The sequence below is a fragment of the Streptomyces halobius genome (assembly GCF_023277745.1).
Taxonomy (GTDB): Bacteria; Actinomycetota; Actinomycetes; order Streptomycetales; family Streptomycetaceae; genus Streptomyces; species Streptomyces halobius.
This window is the reverse complement of record NZ_CP086322.1, coordinates 5,500,380-5,519,610: the sequence shown is the minus strand read 5'-3', so window position 1 is coordinate 5,519,610 and position 19,231 is coordinate 5,500,380. Positions and strand designations below refer to the sequence as shown.

General features: G+C 67.3%; 29 protein-coding genes. 1 reads left to right on the top strand and 28 read right to left on the bottom strand.

The window, feature by feature from the left end; translation table 11 throughout:
- Positions 1 to 14: 14 nt before the first annotated feature.
- The 4 genes from glmM to K9S39_RS25125 all read right to left on the bottom strand — a co-directional run bounded on the left by glmM (position 15) and on the right by K9S39_RS25125 (position 4,523).
- Positions 15 to 1,424 carry a phosphoglucosamine mutase gene (gene glmM / locus K9S39_RS25140; protein WP_248865579.1) on the bottom strand — a complete coding sequence of 470 codons (1,410 nt, stop codon included), beginning with the start codon at positions 1,422 to 1,424 and terminating at the stop codon, positions 15 to 17.
- 165 nt (positions 1,425 to 1,589) lie between these two features.
- Positions 1,590 to 2,102, bottom strand: coding sequence for a 30S ribosomal protein S9 (gene rpsI, locus K9S39_RS25135; RefSeq protein WP_248865578.1), 513 nt, complete (start codon positions 2,100 to 2,102; stop codon positions 1,590 to 1,592).
- A 42-nt stretch (positions 2,103 to 2,144) separates the two neighbouring features.
- On the bottom strand, positions 2,145 to 2,588 hold the full coding sequence (gene rplM, locus K9S39_RS25130) for a 50S ribosomal protein L13 (protein WP_248865577.1): 444 nt from the start codon (positions 2,586 to 2,588) through the stop codon (positions 2,145 to 2,147).
- A gap of 315 nt (positions 2,589 to 2,903) precedes the next feature.
- The gene (locus K9S39_RS25125) at positions 2,904 to 4,523 is read right to left on the bottom strand and encodes an ABC-F family ATP-binding cassette domain-containing protein (RefSeq protein WP_248865576.1); all 1,620 of its coding nucleotides are present in this window, start codon (positions 4,521 to 4,523) and stop codon (positions 2,904 to 2,906) included.
- A 103-nt stretch (positions 4,524 to 4,626) separates the two neighbouring features.
- Between K9S39_RS25125 and K9S39_RS25120 the strand changes: the two genes are divergently transcribed.
- The gene (locus tag K9S39_RS25120; protein WP_248865575.1) at positions 4,627 to 5,463 is read left to right on the top strand and encodes a hypothetical protein; all 837 of its coding nucleotides are present in this window, start codon (positions 4,627 to 4,629) and stop codon (positions 5,461 to 5,463) included.
- A gap of 72 nt (positions 5,464 to 5,535) precedes the next feature.
- On the opposite strand, the gene truA is transcribed toward K9S39_RS25120, so the two are convergent.
- From truA to rplP, 24 genes are all read right to left on the bottom strand, one after another.
- The gene (gene truA / locus K9S39_RS25115; protein ID WP_248865574.1) at positions 5,536 to 6,387 is read right to left on the bottom strand and encodes a tRNA pseudouridine(38-40) synthase TruA; all 852 of its coding nucleotides are present in this window, start codon (positions 6,385 to 6,387) and stop codon (positions 5,536 to 5,538) included.
- An 82-nt stretch (positions 6,388 to 6,469) separates the two neighbouring features.
- Positions 6,470 to 6,943, bottom strand: a complete 474-nt coding sequence (rplQ, locus tag K9S39_RS25110) for a 50S ribosomal protein L17 (protein ID WP_248865573.1) — start codon at positions 6,941 to 6,943, stop codon at positions 6,470 to 6,472.
- A 195-nt stretch (positions 6,944 to 7,138) separates the two neighbouring features.
- A complete protein-coding gene (locus K9S39_RS25105; RefSeq protein WP_003956430.1) occupies positions 7,139 to 8,161 on the bottom strand; it encodes a DNA-directed RNA polymerase subunit alpha in 1,023 nt (340 codons plus the stop codon).
- A 252-nt stretch (positions 8,162 to 8,413) separates the two neighbouring features.
- Positions 8,414 to 9,040: a 30S ribosomal protein S4 gene (gene rpsD, locus K9S39_RS25100; RefSeq protein ID WP_248865572.1), complete on the bottom strand. Its 627-nt coding sequence runs from the start codon at positions 9,038 to 9,040 to the stop codon at positions 8,414 to 8,416.
- Positions 9,041 to 9,069: 29 nt separating this feature from the next.
- Positions 9,070 to 9,474 (bottom strand): 30S ribosomal protein S11, encoded by a 405-nt coding sequence (rpsK, locus tag K9S39_RS25095; protein ID WP_004571845.1) that lies wholly within the window; start codon positions 9,472 to 9,474, stop codon positions 9,070 to 9,072.
- A gap of 64 nt (positions 9,475 to 9,538) precedes the next feature.
- Entirely contained in the window at positions 9,539 to 9,919 is a 381-nt protein-coding gene (rpsM, locus tag K9S39_RS25090) for a 30S ribosomal protein S13 (RefSeq protein WP_248865571.1), read from the bottom strand.
- A gap of 198 nt (positions 9,920 to 10,117) precedes the next feature.
- Complete coding sequence (gene rpmJ, locus K9S39_RS25085) at positions 10,118 to 10,231, bottom strand: 50S ribosomal protein L36 (RefSeq protein ID WP_003956441.1); 114 nt, start codon at positions 10,229 to 10,231, stop codon at positions 10,118 to 10,120.
- A 59-nt stretch (positions 10,232 to 10,290) separates the two neighbouring features.
- Positions 10,291 to 10,512: a translation initiation factor IF-1 gene (infA, locus tag K9S39_RS25080; RefSeq protein ID WP_003956442.1), complete on the bottom strand. Its 222-nt coding sequence runs from the start codon at positions 10,510 to 10,512 to the stop codon at positions 10,291 to 10,293.
- Positions 10,513 to 10,727: 215 nt separating this feature from the next.
- The gene (map, locus tag K9S39_RS25075; RefSeq protein WP_248865570.1) at positions 10,728 to 11,564 is read right to left on the bottom strand and encodes a type I methionyl aminopeptidase; all 837 of its coding nucleotides are present in this window, start codon (positions 11,562 to 11,564) and stop codon (positions 10,728 to 10,730) included.
- Positions 11,565 to 11,659: 95 nt separating this feature from the next.
- Positions 11,660 to 12,313 carry an adenylate kinase gene (locus K9S39_RS25070; protein WP_248865569.1) on the bottom strand — a complete coding sequence of 218 codons (654 nt, stop codon included), beginning with the start codon at positions 12,311 to 12,313 and terminating at the stop codon, positions 11,660 to 11,662.
- Complete coding sequence (secY, locus tag K9S39_RS25065) at positions 12,313 to 13,626, bottom strand: preprotein translocase subunit SecY (RefSeq protein ID WP_248865568.1); 1,314 nt, start codon at positions 13,624 to 13,626, stop codon at positions 12,313 to 12,315. The genes K9S39_RS25070 and secY overlap by 1 nt, the downstream gene beginning before the upstream one ends.
- Positions 13,627 to 13,866: 240 nt before the next feature.
- The gene (rplO, locus tag K9S39_RS25060; protein ID WP_248865567.1) at positions 13,867 to 14,322 is read right to left on the bottom strand and encodes a 50S ribosomal protein L15; all 456 of its coding nucleotides are present in this window, start codon (positions 14,320 to 14,322) and stop codon (positions 13,867 to 13,869) included.
- Position 14,323: 1 nt separating this feature from the next.
- Positions 14,324 to 14,506 (bottom strand): 50S ribosomal protein L30, encoded by a 183-nt coding sequence (rpmD, locus tag K9S39_RS25055; RefSeq protein ID WP_248865566.1) that lies wholly within the window; start codon positions 14,504 to 14,506, stop codon positions 14,324 to 14,326.
- Positions 14,506 to 15,108 carry a 30S ribosomal protein S5 gene (gene rpsE, locus K9S39_RS25050; RefSeq protein WP_248865565.1) on the bottom strand — a complete coding sequence of 201 codons (603 nt, stop codon included), beginning with the start codon at positions 15,106 to 15,108 and terminating at the stop codon, positions 14,506 to 14,508. Before rpsE ends, rpmD begins: the two co-directional genes overlap by 1 nt.
- Positions 15,109 to 15,154: 46 nt before the next feature.
- The gene (gene rplR / locus K9S39_RS25045; protein ID WP_248865564.1) at positions 15,155 to 15,538 is read right to left on the bottom strand and encodes a 50S ribosomal protein L18; all 384 of its coding nucleotides are present in this window, start codon (positions 15,536 to 15,538) and stop codon (positions 15,155 to 15,157) included.
- A 3-nt stretch (positions 15,539 to 15,541) separates the two neighbouring features.
- On the bottom strand, positions 15,542 to 16,081 hold the full coding sequence (gene rplF, locus K9S39_RS25040) for a 50S ribosomal protein L6 (RefSeq protein WP_248865563.1): 540 nt from the start codon (positions 16,079 to 16,081) through the stop codon (positions 15,542 to 15,544).
- A 22-nt stretch (positions 16,082 to 16,103) separates the two neighbouring features.
- On the bottom strand, positions 16,104 to 16,502 hold the full coding sequence (gene rpsH, locus K9S39_RS25035) for a 30S ribosomal protein S8 (protein ID WP_248865562.1): 399 nt from the start codon (positions 16,500 to 16,502) through the stop codon (positions 16,104 to 16,106).
- 238 nt (positions 16,503 to 16,740) lie between these two features.
- On the bottom strand, positions 16,741 to 16,926 hold the full coding sequence (locus tag K9S39_RS25030; RefSeq protein ID WP_003956452.1) for a type Z 30S ribosomal protein S14: 186 nt from the start codon (positions 16,924 to 16,926) through the stop codon (positions 16,741 to 16,743).
- Positions 16,927 to 16,931: 5 nt separating this feature from the next.
- Positions 16,932 to 17,492: a 50S ribosomal protein L5 gene (gene rplE / locus K9S39_RS25025; RefSeq protein WP_248865561.1), complete on the bottom strand. Its 561-nt coding sequence runs from the start codon at positions 17,490 to 17,492 to the stop codon at positions 16,932 to 16,934.
- Positions 17,492 to 17,815, bottom strand: coding sequence for a 50S ribosomal protein L24 (gene rplX, locus K9S39_RS25020; protein WP_248865560.1), 324 nt, complete (start codon positions 17,813 to 17,815; stop codon positions 17,492 to 17,494). The genes rplE and rplX overlap by 1 nt, the downstream gene beginning before the upstream one ends.
- Positions 17,816 to 17,818: 3 nt before the next feature.
- On the bottom strand, positions 17,819 to 18,187 hold the full coding sequence (rplN, locus tag K9S39_RS25015; protein ID WP_003992364.1) for a 50S ribosomal protein L14: 369 nt from the start codon (positions 18,185 to 18,187) through the stop codon (positions 17,819 to 17,821).
- A 115-nt stretch (positions 18,188 to 18,302) separates the two neighbouring features.
- A complete protein-coding gene (gene rpsQ, locus K9S39_RS25010; RefSeq protein ID WP_248865559.1) occupies positions 18,303 to 18,584 on the bottom strand; it encodes a 30S ribosomal protein S17 in 282 nt (93 codons plus the stop codon).
- The gene (gene rpmC, locus K9S39_RS25005; protein WP_004950453.1) at positions 18,584 to 18,808 is read right to left on the bottom strand and encodes a 50S ribosomal protein L29; all 225 of its coding nucleotides are present in this window, start codon (positions 18,806 to 18,808) and stop codon (positions 18,584 to 18,586) included. The genes rpsQ and rpmC overlap by 1 nt, the downstream gene beginning before the upstream one ends.
- Positions 18,808 to 19,227, bottom strand: coding sequence for a 50S ribosomal protein L16 (rplP, locus tag K9S39_RS25000; RefSeq protein ID WP_248865558.1), 420 nt, complete (start codon positions 19,225 to 19,227; stop codon positions 18,808 to 18,810). Before rplP ends, rpmC begins: the two co-directional genes overlap by 1 nt.
- Between the last annotated feature and the right edge of the window lie 4 nt (positions 19,228 to 19,231).

The following is a 19,231-nucleotide window of genomic DNA, read 5'->3' as shown; positions in this document are numbered from 1 at the left end:
CCGCCACGAACTCCCTACCCGAGCGCCGACTTCACCGCATCGGCCAGCCGCTCGGCGACCGCCCGTGCCTGCTCGGCGTCCGCGGCCTCCACCATCACCCGTACCAGCGGCTCGGTGCCGGACGGCCGCAGCAGCACCCGGCCGGTGGCGCCCAGCTCCTGCTCCGCCTCGGTGACCGCGGCGGTCAGCCTGGGCGAGCTGGCGACCCGAGACTTGTCGACGTCGCGGACGTTGATCAGGATCTGCGGCAGCCGCTCCATGACGCCCGCCAGATCCGCCAGCGACCGGCCGGTCGCGGCGACCCGGGCCGCCAGCATCAGGCCGGTCAGCGTGCCGTCGCCGGTCGTGGCGTGGTCCAGCGCGATGACGTGCCCGGACTGCTCGCCGCCCAGCGCGAAGCCGTGGGCCTTCATCTCCTCCAGGACGTAGCGGTCGCCGACCGCGGTCTGCGCCAGCTCGATGCCTTCGCGCTCCATGGCCAGTTTGAAGCCCAGGTTGGACATGACGGTGGCGACGACGGTGTTCTTGCGCAGCGCACCGGCCTCGCGCATGCCGAGGGCGAGGACGGCCAGGATCTGGTCGCCGTCGATCTCGTTGCCGTCGTGGTCCACGGCCAGACAGCGGTCCGCGTCACCGTCGTGCGCCACGCCCAGGTCGGCGCCGTGCTCGACGACGGCCTCGCGCAGCTGTCGCAGATGCGTGGAGCCGCAGCCGTCGTTGATGTTGAGGCCGTCGGGTTCGGTGCCGATGGTGATGATCTCGGCGCCGGCCCGTGCGAACGCCTCGGGCGAGACCCGCGCCGCCGCGCCGTGCGCACCGTCGATGACGATCTTCAGCCCGTCGAGGCGGTTGGGCAGCACACCGACCAGATGCGCGACGTAGTTGTCGAAGCCCTCGTCGTAGACGGTCACCCGGCCCACGCCGGCACCGGTCGGCCGCTCCCACGGCTCACCGGAGCTGTGGGCGTGATAGGTCCGCTCGATGCGGTCCTCCAGCTCGTCGGGGAGCTTGTGGCCGCCGCGGGCGAAGAACTTGATGCCGTTGTCGGGCATCGGGTTGTGGCTGGCGGAGAGCATCACCCCGAGGTCGGCGCCGAGAGCACCGGTCAGGTACGCGACCGCGGGCGTCGGCAGCACGCCCACCCGCAGGACGTCCACACCGGCGCTGGCCAGCCCCGCGACGACCGCCGCCTCCAGGAACTCCCCCGACGCACGCGGATCTCGTCCGACCACGGCAACCGGCCGGTGCCCCTCGAAAGTGCCGCCCCGCCCGTCACCCGACCGCCAGCCCGGCAGAACGGGGCTTCGTCCCGGCGTGTCCATCAGCACATGCGCCGCCGCGACCGACAGACCGAGCGCGAGCTCCGCCGTCAGATCGGCATTGGCGACACCGCGCACACCGTCCGTGCCGAAGAGTCGTCCCACTGGTGTCCTCCGAGTAGATGAGCTTGGTACGGGCCCTCAAGTCCAGGTATACGCGGCATGTCCCGCGGTTATACGCGCCGGGTCCCGGATAGCCGAACGCCCCGGCAGCACGGAAAGTGCCACCGGGGCGTTCGCCGAGTGCTGCACGGCGCGCAGCGCGCGGAATCAGCGCTTGCTGTACTGCGGCGCCTTGCGGGCCTTCTTGAGTCCGGACTTCTTGCGCTCGACCGCACGGTCGTCACGCTTGAGGAACCCGGCCTTCTTCAGGGCGCCGCGGTTGTTCTCCACGTCCGCCTCGTTCAGCGCACGGGCCACGCCCAGTCGCAGCGCACCGGCCTGGCCGGAGATGCCGCCGCCGGCGATACGGGCGATGACGTCGTAGCGGTTGTCGAGCTCCAGCACCTTGAAGGGCTCGTTGACTTCCTGCTGGTGCACCTTGTTGGGGAAGTACTCCTCAAGGGTGCGACCGTTGATCTTCCACTTGCCGGAGCCCGGAACGATCCGGACGCGGGCGATGGCGTTCTTGCGACGGCCCAGGCCGGCGGCCGGCTGCGGCTCACCGAAGCGGGACGCGAGGGACTCGGAGGTGTACTCGCCCTCCAGCGGAACCTCGGTCTCGGTGGTGTACTGCTCGACCTCAACCTCTTCGAGCGGGGTCTCGGGGGTGGTCTCAGCCACGATGCTCCTCAGATTCTCTGTCGTCTTAGGGGGTGGCCGGACTTACTGCGCGACCTGGGTGATCTCGAACGGGACCGGCTGCTGCGCAGCGTGCGGGTGCTCGGCGCCCGCGTAGACCTTCAGCTTCGAGAGCATCTGACGGCCCAGAGTGTTCTTGGGGAGCATGCCCTTGACGGCCTTCTCGACGGCCTTCTCGGGGTTCTTGGCGAGCAGCTCGTCGTAACGGACGGAACGGAGACCGCCCGGGAAGCCGGAGTGGCGGTAGGCCATCTTCTGGCTGCGCTTGTTGCCGGAGAGGTGCACCTTGTCGGCGTTGACGATGATGACGAAGTCACCCGTGTCAACGTGCGGCGCGTACACCGGCTTGTGCTTGCCCCGCAGGAGGGACGCGGCCTGGCTGGCCAGACGGCCCAGGACAACGTCCTGCGCGTCAATGATGTGCCACTGGCGCTGGACGTCGCCGGGCTTGGGGCTGAACGTACGCACGTCTTAGCCTTCGCTTCTTAAGAGTGGGGTCTCCCCTCGGTCATCATGACCTCGGGGACGGGTCCTGTACTGGTCACCACGGCTGATCACACAGCAGGGCGGCACTACGGGTGACGCAACCCGATCGTCCGCCGCTGGTTATCGGCCCGGTGGCCGGCGTAAGGCCCCCTCACGTGAGATAGAGCAAGCCAATACGCATAACGAACTGGCAGAATACCGGCCCGGCCCTGGCCTGGTCAAAACGCGTCCCGAACCGGCGTACGACCCCGGCGGCCGCAGGCGCCGGGGGGCGGGCGGGAGATTGACGACAGGGGCCTAGCGCGCCCGCTCCACGCGGCGCTCGTCCCACACCGGCTCCGCGGTCTCCCGCACCCGCCCGTCGGACCCGAACACCAGGAACCGGTCGAACGACCTGGCGAACCACCGGTCGTGCGTCACCGCCACCACCGTCCCCTCGTACGCCTCCAGCCCCTCCTGCAGCGCCTCCGCCGACTCCAGGTCGAGGTTGTCGGTCGGCTCGTCCAGCAGCAGGGAAGTGGAACCCGACAGCTCCAGCAGCAGGACCTGGAAGCGCGCCTGCTGGCCGCCGGAGAGCCGCTCGAAACGCTGCTCGGCCTGTTTCTCCAGCTCGTACCGGCGCAGCGCGGACATCGCCTGGCCCTTGTTCCTGGCGTGCTCGGTCCACAGGATGTCCAGCAGGGTGCGGCCCATCAGCTCCGGATGCGCGTGTGTCTGGGCGAAGTGGCCGGGGACGACGCGGGCGCCCAGCTTCCAGCCGCCGGTATGCGAGACCTCCTCGCCCGCCAGCAGCCGCAGGAAATGGGACTTGCCGGAGCCGTTGGAGCCCAGGACCGCGACCCGCTCACCGTAGAAGATCTCCAGGGAGAAGGGCTGCATCAGGCCGGTGAGCTCAAGGTTCTCGCAGGTGATCGCCCGGACCCCGGTACGACCGCCGTGCAGCCGCATGGTGATGTCCTGCTCACGCGGCGGCTCCGGCGGCGGCCCGGCCTCCTCGAACTTCCGCAGCCGGGTCTGCGCCGCCGCATAGCGCGAGGCCATCTCATGGCTGACCGACGCCGCCTGCCGCAGCGACACCACCAGCTTCTTGAGCTGGGCGTGCTTCTCGTCCCAGCGCCGCCGCAGCTCCTCGAAGCGCGCGAAGCGCTCCTTGCGCGCCTCGTGGTACGTGCCGAAGCCCCCGCCGTGCACCCAGACGTCGGAGCCCGCCGGGCCCGGCTCGACGCTGACGATCTTCTCGGCGGCGCGCGCCAGCAGCTCCCGGTCGTGCGAGACGAACAGCACCGTCTTCTTCGTCTCCCGCAGCTGCTCCTCCAGCCAGCGCTTGCCGGGGACGTCGAGATAGTTGTCCGGCTCGTCCAGCAACAGCACCTCGTCCGTGCCGCGCAGCAGCGACTCCAGCACCAGACGCTTCTGCTCGCCGCCGGAGAGCGTGCGCACCTTGCGCCACTGAGCCTTCTCGTACGGCACTCCCAGCGCCGCCACGGTGCACATGTCCCAGACCGTCTCGGCCTCGTACCCGCGCGCCTCGGCCCAGTCGCTGAGCGCCTGCGCGTACGCCATCTGCGCGCCCTCGTCGTCCACGGTCATGATCGCCTCTTCGGCGTCGTCCACCGCCGCGGCCGCCTCCCGGATCCGCGGCTGGGCGACGGAGACCAGCAGGTCACGCACCGTCCGCTCATCCCGTACCGATCCGACGAACTGTGGCATCACCCCCAGCCCCCCGCTGACCGTCACCGCCCCGCCGTGCGGCTGGAGCTCCCCCGCGAGCAGCCGCAGCAAGGTCGTCTTCCCCGCGCCGTTGGCCCCCACCAGCGCGGCCGAGGCGCCCTCCCCCACCCGGAAGGACACATCCCCCAGCAGGACCCTCCCGTCCGGCAGGTGGTACTCCAGGTGTCCGGCCTCAAGATGTCCCATGGGGTGGATTGTCACGGACCGCCGCGTATTACTCCAACCGGTTTACGAAGCCGCCACCGGACGGCCGCATCCCCCTCCCCCAGGGGTCGTTAGGATGCGCGGCATGAGCTTTGGGCACGGTGGGCCGTTCGACGGCCCTGGGGGATCTGGGACGCCGGACTGGGACGCGCTCGCGCAAGAAAGCGAGGCGGCCGCCCGCCGCAAACGCTGGATGCTGATCGGCGGCAGCGCGCTCGCGGCGGTCGCGGTGGCGGGCATCGTCACCGCAGCCGTGGTCACCAGCAACGACTCCGGCGGCGGCAACCCCACCGCCTCGCCCACCGGGTCCGGCGCGACCCAGGCGCCGGAGCCCAGGCCGTCCTTCTCCGACGTCTCGGTGCCGCCCCCGCCGAACCCGCAGGACTACATCTCGGACCCCGAGAAGGACAGGGCGCCGCTCACCCCCGCCACACTCTTCCCCGACAAGACCATGGCCAACGGCGCGCGCACCTACTCGCGCACCAACACCGCCACCACCAAGGACTGCACCGCCGCCGCCCAGGGCGCCCTCGGCTCCCTGCTGTCGCACAACGGCTGCTCACAGCTGCTGCGCGCCACGTACTCGAAGGGCGGTGTGTCGGTCACCGTCGGTGTCGCCGTCTTCGACTCCCCGGCCCAGGCCGCCAAGGTCCGTGACCAGTACAAAGGCAATCTCGCCCCGCTGTCCGGCGGCGGTGTCCCCGCGAGCTTCTGCGTGGGCACGGGCTGCGTGACGACCGCCAACGCGGTCGGCCGCTACGCCTACTTCACCATCGCCGGCAACGACGACGGCAAGCGAGTCGAGAGCACCAAGTCCAAGGCGGGCCAGATCGGCCGGGACGGCGGCTTCTACGCCTTCCACCGCATCCAGCAGCGCGGCAAGGACCAGGCCGCGAAGGCCGCCGCGGCACAGAGCCAATAGCCGCGGTCCCGGGCGCCTGCCACTGATCGGGCGCCGCCTCTCCGGCGGCGCCACCGGGCCGCGCCCGCCGCCTCAGCAGCAGCCGCCACCCGGCAGAGTCCGCTTGTTCCGCGCTTCCTTGTTCCGCGCCCCCAACAGCTCGTCCGCCGGGTAGCCGACCTCCTCCAGCGTCAGCCCGTGCGGCCGCACCACATGCACCGCCGAGTCCCGCACACCGGCCGCCAGCACCTTGCCGGGCCACTCCGGCGGCCGGTGCCCGTCGCCGACGAACAGCAGGGCGCCGATCAGCGACCGCACCATGTTGTGGCAGAACGCGTCCGCCCGCACGGTCGCCGTGATGATCCCGTCCGCCCCCCGGGCCAGGCTCAGCTCCTGGAGCGTACGGATGGTGGTCGCGCCCTCCCGCCGCTTGCAGTACGCCGCGAAGTCGTGCTCCCCGAGCAGCGGCCGGGCCGCCGCGTTCATGGCGTCGACGTCGAGCGGCCAGTCGTGCCACAGCACATGGCCGCGCAGCAACGGATCGACACCGCCCGGGTTGTCGGTGACCCGGTACGCGTAGCGCCGCCAGACCGCGGAGAAACGGGCGTTGAAGCCGCTCGGCGCCTCCAGGAGGGCCCACACCCGCACGTCCTTGGGCAGCCGCCCGGCAAGCCGCTTGAGCAGCTTCCCGCGGTGCTCACCCCAGACCTCCCGAGGCAGATCCACATGGGCGACCTGCCCCCGGGCATGCACCCCGGCGTCCGTCCGCCCCGCGACGGTGAGCTCATACGTCTCGCCCGACCGGGTCACCGTCCGCAGCGCGTCTTCCAACTCACCCTGGACGGTGCGTCGTTCGGACTGCTTCGCCCAGCCCGAGAAGTCCTTCCCGTCATAGGAAAGATTCAGCCGCACCCGGACGTACCCGGGCTCCACCTCGTCACTCACGTCCCCATCCTCTCAGCCCCACGACAACGCGAAGCGGGCCCGCCCCCCGAAGGGACGGACCCGCTCACAGCCAGGCAGTGCCTCAGGCGTCCTTCTCGGCCTCGTCAGCCGCGGCCTCGGCACCGGCGGCCTCATCGGCCTCCTTCACCGCACGCTTGGTCGCGGCCTCGGCCTCGGCGACGGTCGCCTTCTTGGCGATCTCGCCCTCGACCAGCTCGATGACGGCCATCGGAGCGTTGTCACCACGGCGGTTGCCGATCTTGGTGATACGGGTGTAGCCACCCGGACGCTCCGCGAACCGCGGCGCGATCTCCGTGAAGAGCGTGTGCACGACGCTCTTGTCCGAGACCAGCTGCATGACCTGACGGCGGTTGTGAAGGTCACCCTTCTTCGCCTTGGTCACCAGACGCTCCGCGTACGGACGCAGACGGCGGGCCTTGGCCTCGGTCGTCGTGATGCGGCCGTGCTCGAAGAGGCTGGTCGCCAGGTTGCGCAGCATGGCGCGCTCGTGCGCGGGGCTGCCGCCCAGACGGGCGCCCTTGGAGGGCTTCGGCATTTTCTTTCTCCTTGGTATCTGCCCCGGCCGTATCAGGTACCGGGGTCAGGGCCCGATGAGCGGGTGCTCACCGGCAACAACCAGCGCCCTGAAAGGGGCGCGGGACTGCGGACTTCATGCGGCTCCGCCGCGTGGGCGCGACCGACCACAGCCGGCCCGCAGCCGTTGCGATCCTCTGGGGTGGCCCCCAGCGACTCAGTACTGCTCGGTCTCGACGAACCCGGCGTCCGCGTCGTCGTCGGCGCCGAAGGCGTCGGCGGCGGCGGTCGGGTCGAATCCAGGAGGCGAGTCCTTCAGAGCGAGCCCCATCCCGGCCAGCTTCGCCTTCACCTCGTCGATCGACTTCGCACCGAAGTTACGGATGTCGAGCAGGTCCGCCTCGGAGCGGGCCACCAGCTCGCCCACCGAGTGGATGCCCTCGCGCTTGAGGCAGTTGTACGACCGAACGGTGAGCTCCAGCTCCTCGATCGGCAGCGCCAGGTCGGCGGCCAGGGCGGCGTCCGTCGGGGACGGGCCCATGTCGATGCCCTCGGCGTCGATGTTGAGCTCACGCGCCAGACCGAACAGCTCGACCAGGGTCTTACCGGCCGACGCCATGGCGTCACGCGGACGCATGGCCTGCTTGGTCTCGACGTCGACGATCAGCTTGTCGAAGTCGGTGCGCTGCTCGACACGGGTCGCCTCGACCTTGTACGTGACCTTGAGCACCGGGGAGTAGATGGAGTCGACCGGGATCCGGCCGATCTCCTGGCCCACCTGCTTGTTCTGGACGGCGGAGACATAGCCGCGACCGCGCTCGACGGTCAGCTCCATCTCCAGCTTGCCCTTGCCGTTCAGCGTGGCGAGGACCAGGTCCGGGTTGTGCACCTCGACACCGGCCGGCGGCGCGATGTCGGCGGCGGTCACCAGGCCCGGACCCTGCTTGCGCAGGTACATCACCACGGGCTCGTCGTGCTCGCTGCTCACGACCAGCTGCTTGATGTTGAGGATGAGGTCGGTGACGTCCTCCTTGACGCCCGGCACGGTGGTGAACTCGTGCAGAACGCCGTCGATGCGAATGCTGGTGACAGCCGCACCGGGGATCGACGACAGGAGGGTCCGACGCAGAGAGTTGCCGAGGGTGTAGCCGAAGCCCGGCTCCAGCGGCTCGATCACGAACCGGGAGCGGTATTCGTCGACGACCTCTTCGGTCAGAGAGGGACGCTGAGCGATCAGCATGATGATTGATCCTTCAGTCGTGGGCGCCCGCTATTTGACGCCCGCTGTACTGACTAAGGGTACGGGCGGTACGGCCCAACGGATCCGTACCGCCCGAGACCGCAAGCTCTTACGTGGAGCAGAGCTCGACGATCAGCTGCTCCTGCACCTGGGTGGCGATGATGCGTCACCCTGGGGAGTATTCCCCGGACCCCAAGCCGCACACGGGGCGCGGCCTGCGGACCAGGCGCCGGAGTAGTCGGCCGACCCGAATTACTTCGAGTACAGCTCGACGATCAGTTGCTCCTGCACCTGGGTGTCGATCACCTGGCGCTCGGGCAGGCTGTGCACGAGGATCCGGAGGTTCGACGGGATCGCTTCCAGCCAGGCCGGAGCGGTCTTCTCGCCGGCCTCGGCCTGAGCCACCTGGAAGGGTGTCAGGTTCCGAGAGCCCTCGCGGACCTCGATGATGTCGTTCACGGCCACCCGCGCCGACGGGATGTTGTTCTTCTTCCCGTTGACGGTGATGTGTCCGTGACGGACCAGCTGACGGGCGTGATCGCGGGACTTGGCGAAGCCGGCCCGGTAGATCACGTTGTCGAGACGGGTCTCAAGGATGCGCAGAAGGTTCTCACCGGTCTTGCCGGTCTTCTGGTTCGCTTCCTTGTAGTAGTTCACGAACTGCTTCTCAAGGACACCGTAGATACGGCTGCACTTCTGCTTCTCACGAAGCTGGAGCAGGTACTCGCTGTCCTTGGTGCGCCCGCGTCCGTGCTCACCCGGGGGGTAAGGACGAATCTCGATCGGGCACTTTGCGCTCTCACACTTGCTGCCCTTGAGGAACAGCTTCTGCTTTTCCCGACGGCAACGCTTGCAGTCGGCCCCGGTGTAACGCGCCATGTTGTGTTGTCTCCTACTTCAGCAGCTGGTCAGACGCGGCGACGCTTCGGCGGGCGGCATCCGTTGTGCGGGGTGGGGGTGACGTCCTGGATCGAGCCCACCTCAAGGCCGGTGGCCTGGAGCGAGCGGATGGCCGTCTCGCGACCCGAACCCGGGCCCTTGACGAAGACGTCGACCTTGCGCATGCCGTGCTCCTGCGCGCGGCGGGCGGCCGACTCGGCGGCCATCTGCGCGGCGAAGGGGGTGGACTTGCGCGAGCCCTTGAAGCCGACGTGGCCGGCCGACGCCCAAGAGATCACGTTCCCGGTCGGGTCGGTGATCGAGACGATCGTGTTGTTGAACGTGCTCTTGATGTGAGCGTGCCCGTGGGCGACGTTCTTCTTCTCCTTGCGGCGCACCTTCTTGGCGCCGGCCGTACGGCCCTTCGGAGGCATGAATTTCTCCCGTGGAGGTGGTCGGTCCTACAGCGAAGACCGCTGGTGAGCGTCCTGCTGAGGACTACTTCTTGCCCGGCTTCTTCTTGCCGGCGATCGCGCGACGCGGACCCTTGCGGGTACGGGCGTTCGTGCTGGTGCGCTGACCGTGCACCGGCAGACCGCGACGGTGACGCAGACCCTGGTAGCAGCCGATCTCGACCTTGCGGCGGATGTCGGCCTGGATCTCGCGACGGAGGTCACCCTCGGTCCGGAGGTTGTTGTCGACGTACTCGCGGATCTTGACGAGGTCTTCCTCGGCCAGGTCGCGAACACGCGTGTTCGGGTTCACGCCGGTGGCGGCGAGAGTCTGCTGCGACAGCGTCCGCCCGATACCGAAGACGTAGGTGAGGGCGACCTCCACACGCTTTTCGCGCGGGAGATCAACGCCTGCGAGGCGTGCCATTGATGTGGCTCCTGATGGCTATTCGGAGGTCTTCCGCAGCACCGTTCCCGTAAAACTCCGCGGCATTACGAGCCGGGTCCCCGGCCTCCGAGCCGGGGGTGTCGTCCCCACGCGAGTGCGGGGGTCGGGTGACTGCGTATGTACGTGTTGTGCTTGCGTCGCGCGAAAAACTGCGAAATGCAGGTTGGTCGGTGTGCGTCAGCCCTGGCGCTGCTTGTGGCGCAGGTTGTCGCAGATGACCATGACCCGGCCGTGGCGGCGGATCACCTTGCACTTGTCGCAGATCTTCTTGACGCTCGGCTTGACCTTCATGGGATGTGAGGTTCTCCGGGTCAGTGCCGTCACCCCACGGGAGGGGGCTCCGACAAGATCTACTTGTAGCGGTAGACGATCCGGCCACGCGTCAGGTCGTACGGAGAAAGCTCCACCACGACCCGGTCATCCGGGAGGATGCGGATGTAGTGCATCCGCATCTTGCCGCTGATGTGCGCGAGGACCTTGTGACCGTTCTGGAGCTCCACCTTGAACATGGCGTTCGGGAGGGACTCGATCACGGTGCCCTCGATTTCGATGGCACCTTGCTTCTTGGCCACGCTTCGCCCTTCGAATCGGCTACCTTGATCAACTCTCACATCAATTCGTCTGCTTCAGGGCAGACGGATGCACGAGAGCCGACGCGTCAGTCTACGCCAGCGCCCAGGAAAAGACGAATCCAGGAGTATTGCCCACCCAGGGTGATCCTTACGCCAGGGGCGGCTGCGCCACCGTGACATCACTCGCTCTGCGGCGGGCCATCCGCCGGACCGCGTCACCCGAGCGGGTCGGGTGCTGCCTCGATGCCCAGCTCCGCCAGCCGGGCCTTGCCCCCGTCCGGGGCGGTCAGCACCAGCGGGCCGTCCTCGGTCAGCGCGACCGAGTGCTCCCAGTGCGAGGACCGGCTGCCGTCGTTCGTCTTGACCGTCCACTCGTCGTCGAGGACGTGGGTCTTGTGCGTGCCGAGATTGATCATCGGCTCGATCGCGATGCAGAAACCGGGCACCAGCTTCGGCCCGCGGCCGCGCCGGCGCTCGACGTAGTTCAGCACATGCGGCTCCATGTGCATCTGCGAGCCGATGCCGTGGCCGCCGTACTCCTCGACGATGCCGTACTTGCCGCAGGATGGCCGGGGCTGGCGCCGGATGTAGCCCTCGATCGCCTTGGAGACGTCCACCAGGCGGTTGCCCTTGCTGACGGCCGCGATGCCGGCCCACAGCGACGCCTCGGTGACCCGGTTGAGCTCGACCAGCTCCGCGGAGTGACCGGATCCGACGAAGGCGGTGTACGCCGCGTCGCCGTGCCAGCCCTCGATGATCGCGCCGCAGTCGACGGAGATCAGGTCGCCGTCCTGCAGGATCGTGTCCGCGTCGGGAATTCCGTGCACCACGACGTCGTTCACCGAGGTGCAGATCGTCGCGGGGAAGCCGCCGTAGCCGAGGAAGTTCGACTTCGCGCCGTGCTCGGCCAGCACCTTGCGCGCCGCGTCGTCCAGGTCCTTGGTCGAGGCGCCGGGCACCGCGACCTCCCGGGTCGCCGCGTGGATGGCGGCGACCACCAGCCCCGCCTCGCGCATCTTCGCGATCTGATCGGGGGTCTTGATCTCCACCATGCCCAGGGCCTTTCGCCTTCGCTGTCCGTGTTGCCTGACCAACAGTACGGCCGCGGCGCCCCTGGGGGACACCGCGGCCGTTCAGAGCTGCTGGTCTATTCTCCGCGCTGCAGCGCACCCATCGCGCGCTCGGTGACCTCGTCGACCTTCCCCATCGCCGAGATCGTGACGACCAGGTCCTGGGCCTTGTAGTAGTCGATGATCGGCTCGGTCTCCGTGTGGTAGACCTCCAGCCGCTTGCGGACGGTCTCCTCGTGGTCGTCGTCACGCTGGTACAGCTCGCCGCCGCAGACGTCACAGACGCCCTCGGTCTTCGGCTTGTTGTACTCCGTGTGGAAGACGTGGCTGCTGTCCTTGCGGCAGATGCGCCGGCCGGCGATCCGCTTGACGACCTCGTCCTCCGGGACCTCCAGGTCCAGGACGGCGTCCAGCGTGAGGTCCTTGCCCTTGAGGTACGCGTCCAGCGACTCGGCCTGGCCGAGGTTGCGCGGGAAGCCGTCCAGGAGGAAGCCCTCGGCGGCGTCGGCCTGGTTCATGCGGTCCTCGGCCATCCGGATGGTGACCGAGTCGGGCACCAGATTGCCGGCGTCCATGTACGACTTCGCCTCGACACCCAGAGGCGTGCCCTGGCTGATGTTGGCGCGGAAGAGGTCGCCCGTGGAGATGTGCGGGATCTGGAGGTTCCGGGCAAGGTACGCGGCCTGCGTACCCTTGCCGGCCCCCGGAGGTCCGACGAGGACGATTCGCATCAGCGGAGGAACCCTTCGTAGTTGCGCTGCTGAAGCTGGCTCTCGATCTGCTTCACGGTCTCCAGACCCACACCCACGATGATCAGGATGCTCGTCCCGCCGAACGGGAAGTTCTGGTTCGCGTTGAACAGCACCAACGCCACTGTTGGTACGAGCGCGATCAGCCCCAGATACAGCGAGCCCGGCCACGTGATCCGGTTGAGCACGTAGCTGAGGTACTCGGCCGTCGGGCGACCAGCCCGGATACCCGGGATGAAGCCACCATACTTCTTCATGTTGTCGGCAACTTCTTCGGGGTTGAAGCTGATGGCGACGTAGAAGAACGCGAAGAACACGATCAGCAGGAAGTACGTAACGATGTAAACCGGGTGCTTTCCCGTGGTGAAGTTGGTGGCGATCCACGTCGCCCAGGCCGCCTTCGACCCGCTGAACTGTGTGATAAGGGCCGGAATGTAGAGCAGCGACGACGCGAAGATGACAGGAATCACACCTGCCTGATTCACCTTGAGCGGAATGTACGTGGACGTACCGCCGTACGACCGGCGGCCGATCATCCGCTTCGCGTACTGCACCGGAATGCGCCGCTGGGCCTGTTCGACGAAGACCACCAGGGCGACCATCGCCAGCCCCACCGCGATCACCGCTCCGAACTCGATCCAGCCGTCGGCCAGCTTGCCGGTGAGCTTGATCTGCCACAGGGCGCCCGGGAAGCCGGCGGCGATCGAGATGAACATCAGGATCGACATGCCGTTGCCGATACCGCGGTCGGTGACCAGCTCACCGAGCCACATGATCAGGGCAGTGCCGGCGGTCATCGTGATGACCATCGTGATGGTGGTGAAGATGGAGTCGCTGGGCACGATCTCGGAGCGGACCGAGCAGTTCTGGAAGAGCTGACCGCTGCGGGCGGTGGCCACCAGGCCGGTGCCCTGCAGGACGGCGAGCGCCACGGTCAGATACCGGGTGTACTGGGTGATCTTCGCCTGGCCGGACTGCCCTTCCTTCTTGAGGGCCTCCAGCCGGGGGATCACCACGGTCAGCAGCTGGAGGATGATGCTCGCCGTGATGTACGGCATGATTCCCAGCGCGAAGATCGTGATCTGCAGCAGCGCTCCACCGCTGAACATGTTCACCAGGGCGAACAACCCCGTGGACCCGCCGGACTCCTTCATGCAGGTCTGGACGTTCGCGTAGTTCACCCCAGGGATCGGGATCTGTGCCCCGATCCGGTAGAGCACGATGATGCCCAACGTGAACAGCAGCTTCTTGCGCAGGTCGGGCGTCTTGAACGCTCGGGCGAACGCGGTGAGCACGGTGCCTCCTGCGCCTCCCGCCTCGCGTGCGAGAGGTGACGGTCTTGAGGATCGACGAATTGCTAGACGAATATCTGGTGGCCAAACACCGCCCGGGAATTGCCCCGCGCGGCGCGAGTCCGGGGCAAGCCCGGAAAAAACAACAGTGCAGGCCACCTTACCGGCGACCGTACCCCCTTGGAACGACCAACCGGGGATGCCCCAATCAATGGGCATCCCCGGTCAGTTGAATCAACGAACTCAGCTGAGCTCGGTGACGCTGCCGCCGGCGGCGGCGATCTTCTCCTTGGCGGAGCCGGAAACGGCGTCAACCGTCACCTGCAGCGCCACGGAGATCTCGCCCTGGCCCAGGACCTTGACGAGCTCGTTCTTGCGCACCGCGCCCTTGGCGACCAGGTCGGCCACCGTGACCTCGCCACCCTGCGGGTAGAGCGCGGACAGCTTGTCCAGGTTCACGACCTGGAACTGCTTGTGGGCGGGGTTCTTGAAGCCCTTCAGCTTCGGGAGCCGCATGTGGAGGGGCATCTGCCCACCCTCGAAGCGCTCCGGAACCTGGTAACGGGCCTTGGTGCCCTTGGTACCACGACCAGCGGTCTTACCCTTGGACGCCTCACCACGACCGACACGGGTCTTGGCGGTCTTGGCACCCGGGGCGGGCCGGAGGTTGTGGACCTTCAGCGGGTTGCTCTCCGCCATGTCAGTCGACCTCCTCAACCGTCACGAGGTGGCGGACGGTGTGCACCATGCCGCGGTACTCGGGGCGGTCCTCCTTGACAACCACGTCGTTGATCTTCTTCAGACCGAGCGAACGCAGGGTGTCACGGTGGTTCTGCTTGCTGCCGATGATGGACTTCGTCTGCGTGATCTGAAGGCGAGCCATTACGCACTCACCCCAGCACGCGCCCGCAGCAGAGCGGCGGGAGCAACGTCCTCCAGCGGCAGGCCACGACGGGCGGCGATCTCCTCGGGACGCTGCAGCCCCCGGAGGGCCTCCACCGTGGCGTGCACGATGTTGATCGGGTTCGCCGACCCGAGCGACTTGCTCAGGACGTCGTGGATGCCCGCGCACTCCAGGACGGCGCGCACGGGACCACCGGCGATCACACCGGTACCGGGGGAAGCGGGCTTGAGCAGGACGACGCCCGCGGCCTTCTCGCCCTGGATGGGGTGCGGGATGGTGCCCTGGATACGGGGAACCTTGAAGAAGTTCTTCTTGGCCTCTTCCACGCCCTTGGCGATGGCAGCCGGAACTTCCTTGGCCTTGCCGTAACCGACACCTACGGTGCCGTCACCGTCGCCCACCACGACCAGCGCGGTGAAGCTGAAACGGCGACCACCCTTGACAACCTTGGCGACGCGGTTGATCGCGACAACGCGCTCAACGTACGCGGTCTTCTCGGCGGCAGCGCCACCGTCGCGACCCTTCCGGTCCCGCCGCTCGCCGCCACCGGCACCGCTTCCGCGGCGCTGGGGTCCAGCCATTGGAATTACCTCTCTCTGTTACGTCCGCTAGCTCCGGAACCGGGGCTTAGAACTTCAGCCCGGCTTCGCGGGCGGCGTCGGCCAGAGCGGCAATCCGCCCGGCGTACTTCTTGCCACCACGGTCGAACACGACGGCCTCGACACCGGCGGCCTTGGCACGCTCGGCGACCAGGGAACCGACCTTCTTGGCCTGAGCGCTCTTGTCGCCCTCGCCACCACGGATCGACGCGTCCAGGGTCGACGCCGAGGCCAGCGTGTGGCCCGCGATGTCGTCGATGACCTGGGCGAAGATGCCGCGGTTGGACCGCGTCACAACCAGACGCGGACGCTCCGGGGTACCCGAAATCCGCTTACGGATGCGGATGTGGCGCCGCTTGGCGGCGGCGCGCTTGTAGGCGTCACCCTTCGCGATCTTCACACCGTATGCCATGGCTTACTTACCAGCCTTTCCGACCTTGCGGCGGATGACCTCGCCGGCGTACTTGACGCCCTTGGCCTTGTACGGGTCAGGCTTGCGCAGCTTGCGGATGTTCGCCGCAACCTCGCCGACCTTCTGCTTGTCGATGCCCTCGACGCTCAGCTTGGTCGGGGACTCGACCTTGAAGGTGATGCCCTCGGGAGCCTCGACGACGACGGGGTGGCTGTAGCCCAGCGAGAACTCCAGGTTGGAGCCCTTCGCCTGAACTCGGTAGCCGACACCGCTGATCTCAAGGGCCTTGCTGTAGCCCTGGGTCACGCCGGTGATCATGTTCGCCACCAGCGTGCGGGACAGGCCGTGCAGGGCCTTGTTCTGACGCTCGTCGTTCGGACGGGTGACGGCGATGACGCCGTCCTCACCCTTGGCGACCTCGATGGGCGCGGCCACGGTGTGTGAAAGGGAACCCTTGGGGCCCTTCACCGAAACCGTGCGGCCTTCGATGGTGACGTCCACACCAGCGGGAACCTGGATGGGCAGCTTGCCAATACGCGACATTGGCTTTTCCTCCGTTCCCTGGTTACCAGACGTAGGCGAGGACTTCCCCACCCACGCCCTTCTTCTGCGCCTGCTGGCCGGTCAGGAGACCGTGGGACGTGGAGATGATGGCCACGCCCAGGCCGCCGAGGACCTTCGGCAGGTTGGTGGACTTTGCGTAGACCCGCAGGCCCGGCTTCGAGATCCGCTTGATGCCGGCGATCGAGCGCTCACGGTTCGGGCCGAACTTCAGCTCGAGGATGAGGTTCTTGCCGACCTCGGCGTCCTCGACGCGCCAGCCGGTGATGTAACCCTCCTGCTGGAGGATCTCCGCGATGTGCGACTTGATCTTGCTGTGCGGCATCACGACGGTGTCGTGGTACGCCGAGTTCGCGTTCCGCAGACGGGTCAGCATGTCTGCGATGGGATCAGTCATGGTCATGAATTGGCCTTCGGCCTCTCTCGCCGGGGTTTCCTATGTGCGCCATCCCTCTCCCCGATCAGAGTCGGGACGGGTGCGGCGCGGGGACCTACGGCGTAGTAAGCGACTATGCGGGCTGGGCCCGCGGTCAGTCCTGGGCGCGGCGGGCGCCCAACCCTTCCACCCTACGGGAAGAGGGGCTGGCGCTCCCGCCGGACCAGATGCTTACCGAGAGCCTCCGGTAAACCCAACTGGGGGCTTACCAGGAGCTCTTGGTCACGCCCGGCAGCTCGCCACGGTGAGCCATCTCACGAAGGCACACGCGGCACAGGCCGAACTTGCGGTACACGGAGTGCGGACGACCGCAGCGCTGGCAGCGGGTGTACGCGCGCACGCCGAACTTGGGCTTGCGAGCAGCCTTCGCGATGAGAGCCTTCTTCGCCATCTCGCTCACGCCTCCTTGAACGGGAAGCCGAGGTGACGGAGAAGGGCACGGCCCTCTTCGTCGTTGGTCGCCGTGGTGACCACGGTGATGTCCATACCCCGGACGCGGTCGATCTTGTCCTGGTCGATCTCGTGGAACATGACCTGCTCCGTGAGACCGAAGGTGTAGTTGCCACGGCCGTCGAACTGCTTCGGCGACAGACCGCGGAAGTCGCGGATGCGCGGCAGCGCGAGCGACAGCAGACGGTCCAGGAACTCCCACATGCGGTCACCACGGAGGGTGACGTGGGCACCGATCGGCTGGCCCTCACGCAGCTTGAACTGCGCGATGGACTTACGGGCCTTGGTGACGGCCGGCTTCTGGCCGGTGATCGTGGCGAGGTCCTTGACGGCACCGTCGATCAGCTTGGAGTCGCGGGCGGCGTCGCCCACACCCATGTTGACCACGATCTTGGTCAGGCCGGGAATCTGCATGACGTTCTCGTACGAGAACTCGTCCTTCAGCTTCCCGGCGATCTCTTCGCGGTAGCGCTGCTTCAGTCGCGGCGCATTGGTGGTGGCAGTCATCAGATGTCCTCACCGGTCCGCTTGGCAACGCGGATCTTGTTGCCCTCGTCGTCGAAGCGGTATCCGACGCGCGTCACGACCTTGTTGCCGTCCTTCTCCACGACGAGCTGAACGTTGCTCACGTGGACGGGGGCCTCGGTCGTCACAATGCCGCCGGTCTTGGAACCGCGAGCGGTCTGACCGGCCTTGGTGTGCTTCTTGACCCGGTTGACACCCTCGACCAGGACCCGGTCCTCGCGGGGGTAGGCCGCGATGACCTTGCCCTGCTTGCCCTTGTCCTTACCGGTGATGACCTGGACCAGGTCGCCCTTCTTGATCTTCATCGGTTACAGCACCTCCGGCGCGAGCGAGATGATCTTCATGAACTTCTTCTCGCGCAGCTCCCGGCCCACGGGGCCGAAGATGCGGGTGCCGCGGGGGTCGCCATCGTTCTTGAGGATGACGGCCGCGTTCTCGTCGAAGCGGATGTACGAGCCGTCCGGGCGGCGGCGCTCCTTGACGGTGCGAACGATGACGGCCTTGATGACGTCACCCTTCTTCACGTTGCCACCGGGGATCGCATCCTTGACGGTGGCGACGATGACGTCACCGATGCCCGCGTAGCGGCGACCGGAGCCACCGAGAACACGGATGCAAAGGATTTCCTTCGCACCAGTGTTGTCGGCGACGCGCAGTCGCGACTCCTGCTGGATCACGTCTATCTCCTGATCGTCTGCCGGTTCCCGGCAGGGACGTACACGCCGAAGAAATTCGGCGCACGTCCCTGCCGAGCCTGGCGGAACTATTCCTAGGGAATCCCCCTAGGAGGGATTACTTGGCCTTTTCGAGGATCTCGACGATGCGCCAGCGCTTCGTGGCGGACAGCGGCCGGGTCTCCATCAGGAGGACGCGGTCACCGACACCAGCGGCGTTCTGCTCGTCGTGCGCCTTGAGCTTGTTGGTACGGCGGATGACCTTGCCGTACAGCGCGTGCTTGACGCGGTCTTCCACAGCGACGACGACGGTCTTGTCCATCTTGTCGCTGACGACGAGACCCTCACGGGTCTTGCGGAAACCGCGGTCGTTCGTCTCAGTCACATTCTTCTCGCTCATCAGGCGCTCTCCACCGTCTCGATGCCCAGCTCGCGCTCACGCATCAGGGTGTAGATCCGGGCGATGTCCTTGCGGACGGCCTTCAGCCGGCCGTGGTTCTCAAGCTGTCCGGTCGCCGCCTGGAAGCGGAGGTTGAACAGCTCCTCCTTGGCCTCACGAAGCTTGGCAACGAGGTCCTCGTTGTTCAGCTCGCGCAGCTCGGTCGCCTTGGTACCGGCCGCCATCACGACTCACCTGCCTCGCGCCGCACGATGCGGCACTTCATCGGAAGCTTGTGGGCAGCGCGGATCAGCGCCTCCCGGGCAACCTTTTCGTTCGGGAAAGACAGCTCGAACATCACCCGACCGGGCTTGACGTTCGCGACCCACCACTCCGGAGAACCCTTACCGGAACCCATGCGGGTCTCGGCCGGCTTCTTCGTCAGCGGACGGTCCGGGTAGATGTTGATCCACACCTTGCCGCCACGCTTGATGTGACGGGTCATGGCGATACGAGCGGACTCGATCTGCCGGTTCGTCACGTAGGCCGGGGTCACGGCCTGGATGCCGTACTCACCGAAGGCCAGCTCGGTGCCACCCTTGGCCATGCCGTGGCGCTTGGGGTGGTGCTGCTTGCGGTGCTTGACCCTGCGAGGGATCAGCATGTCG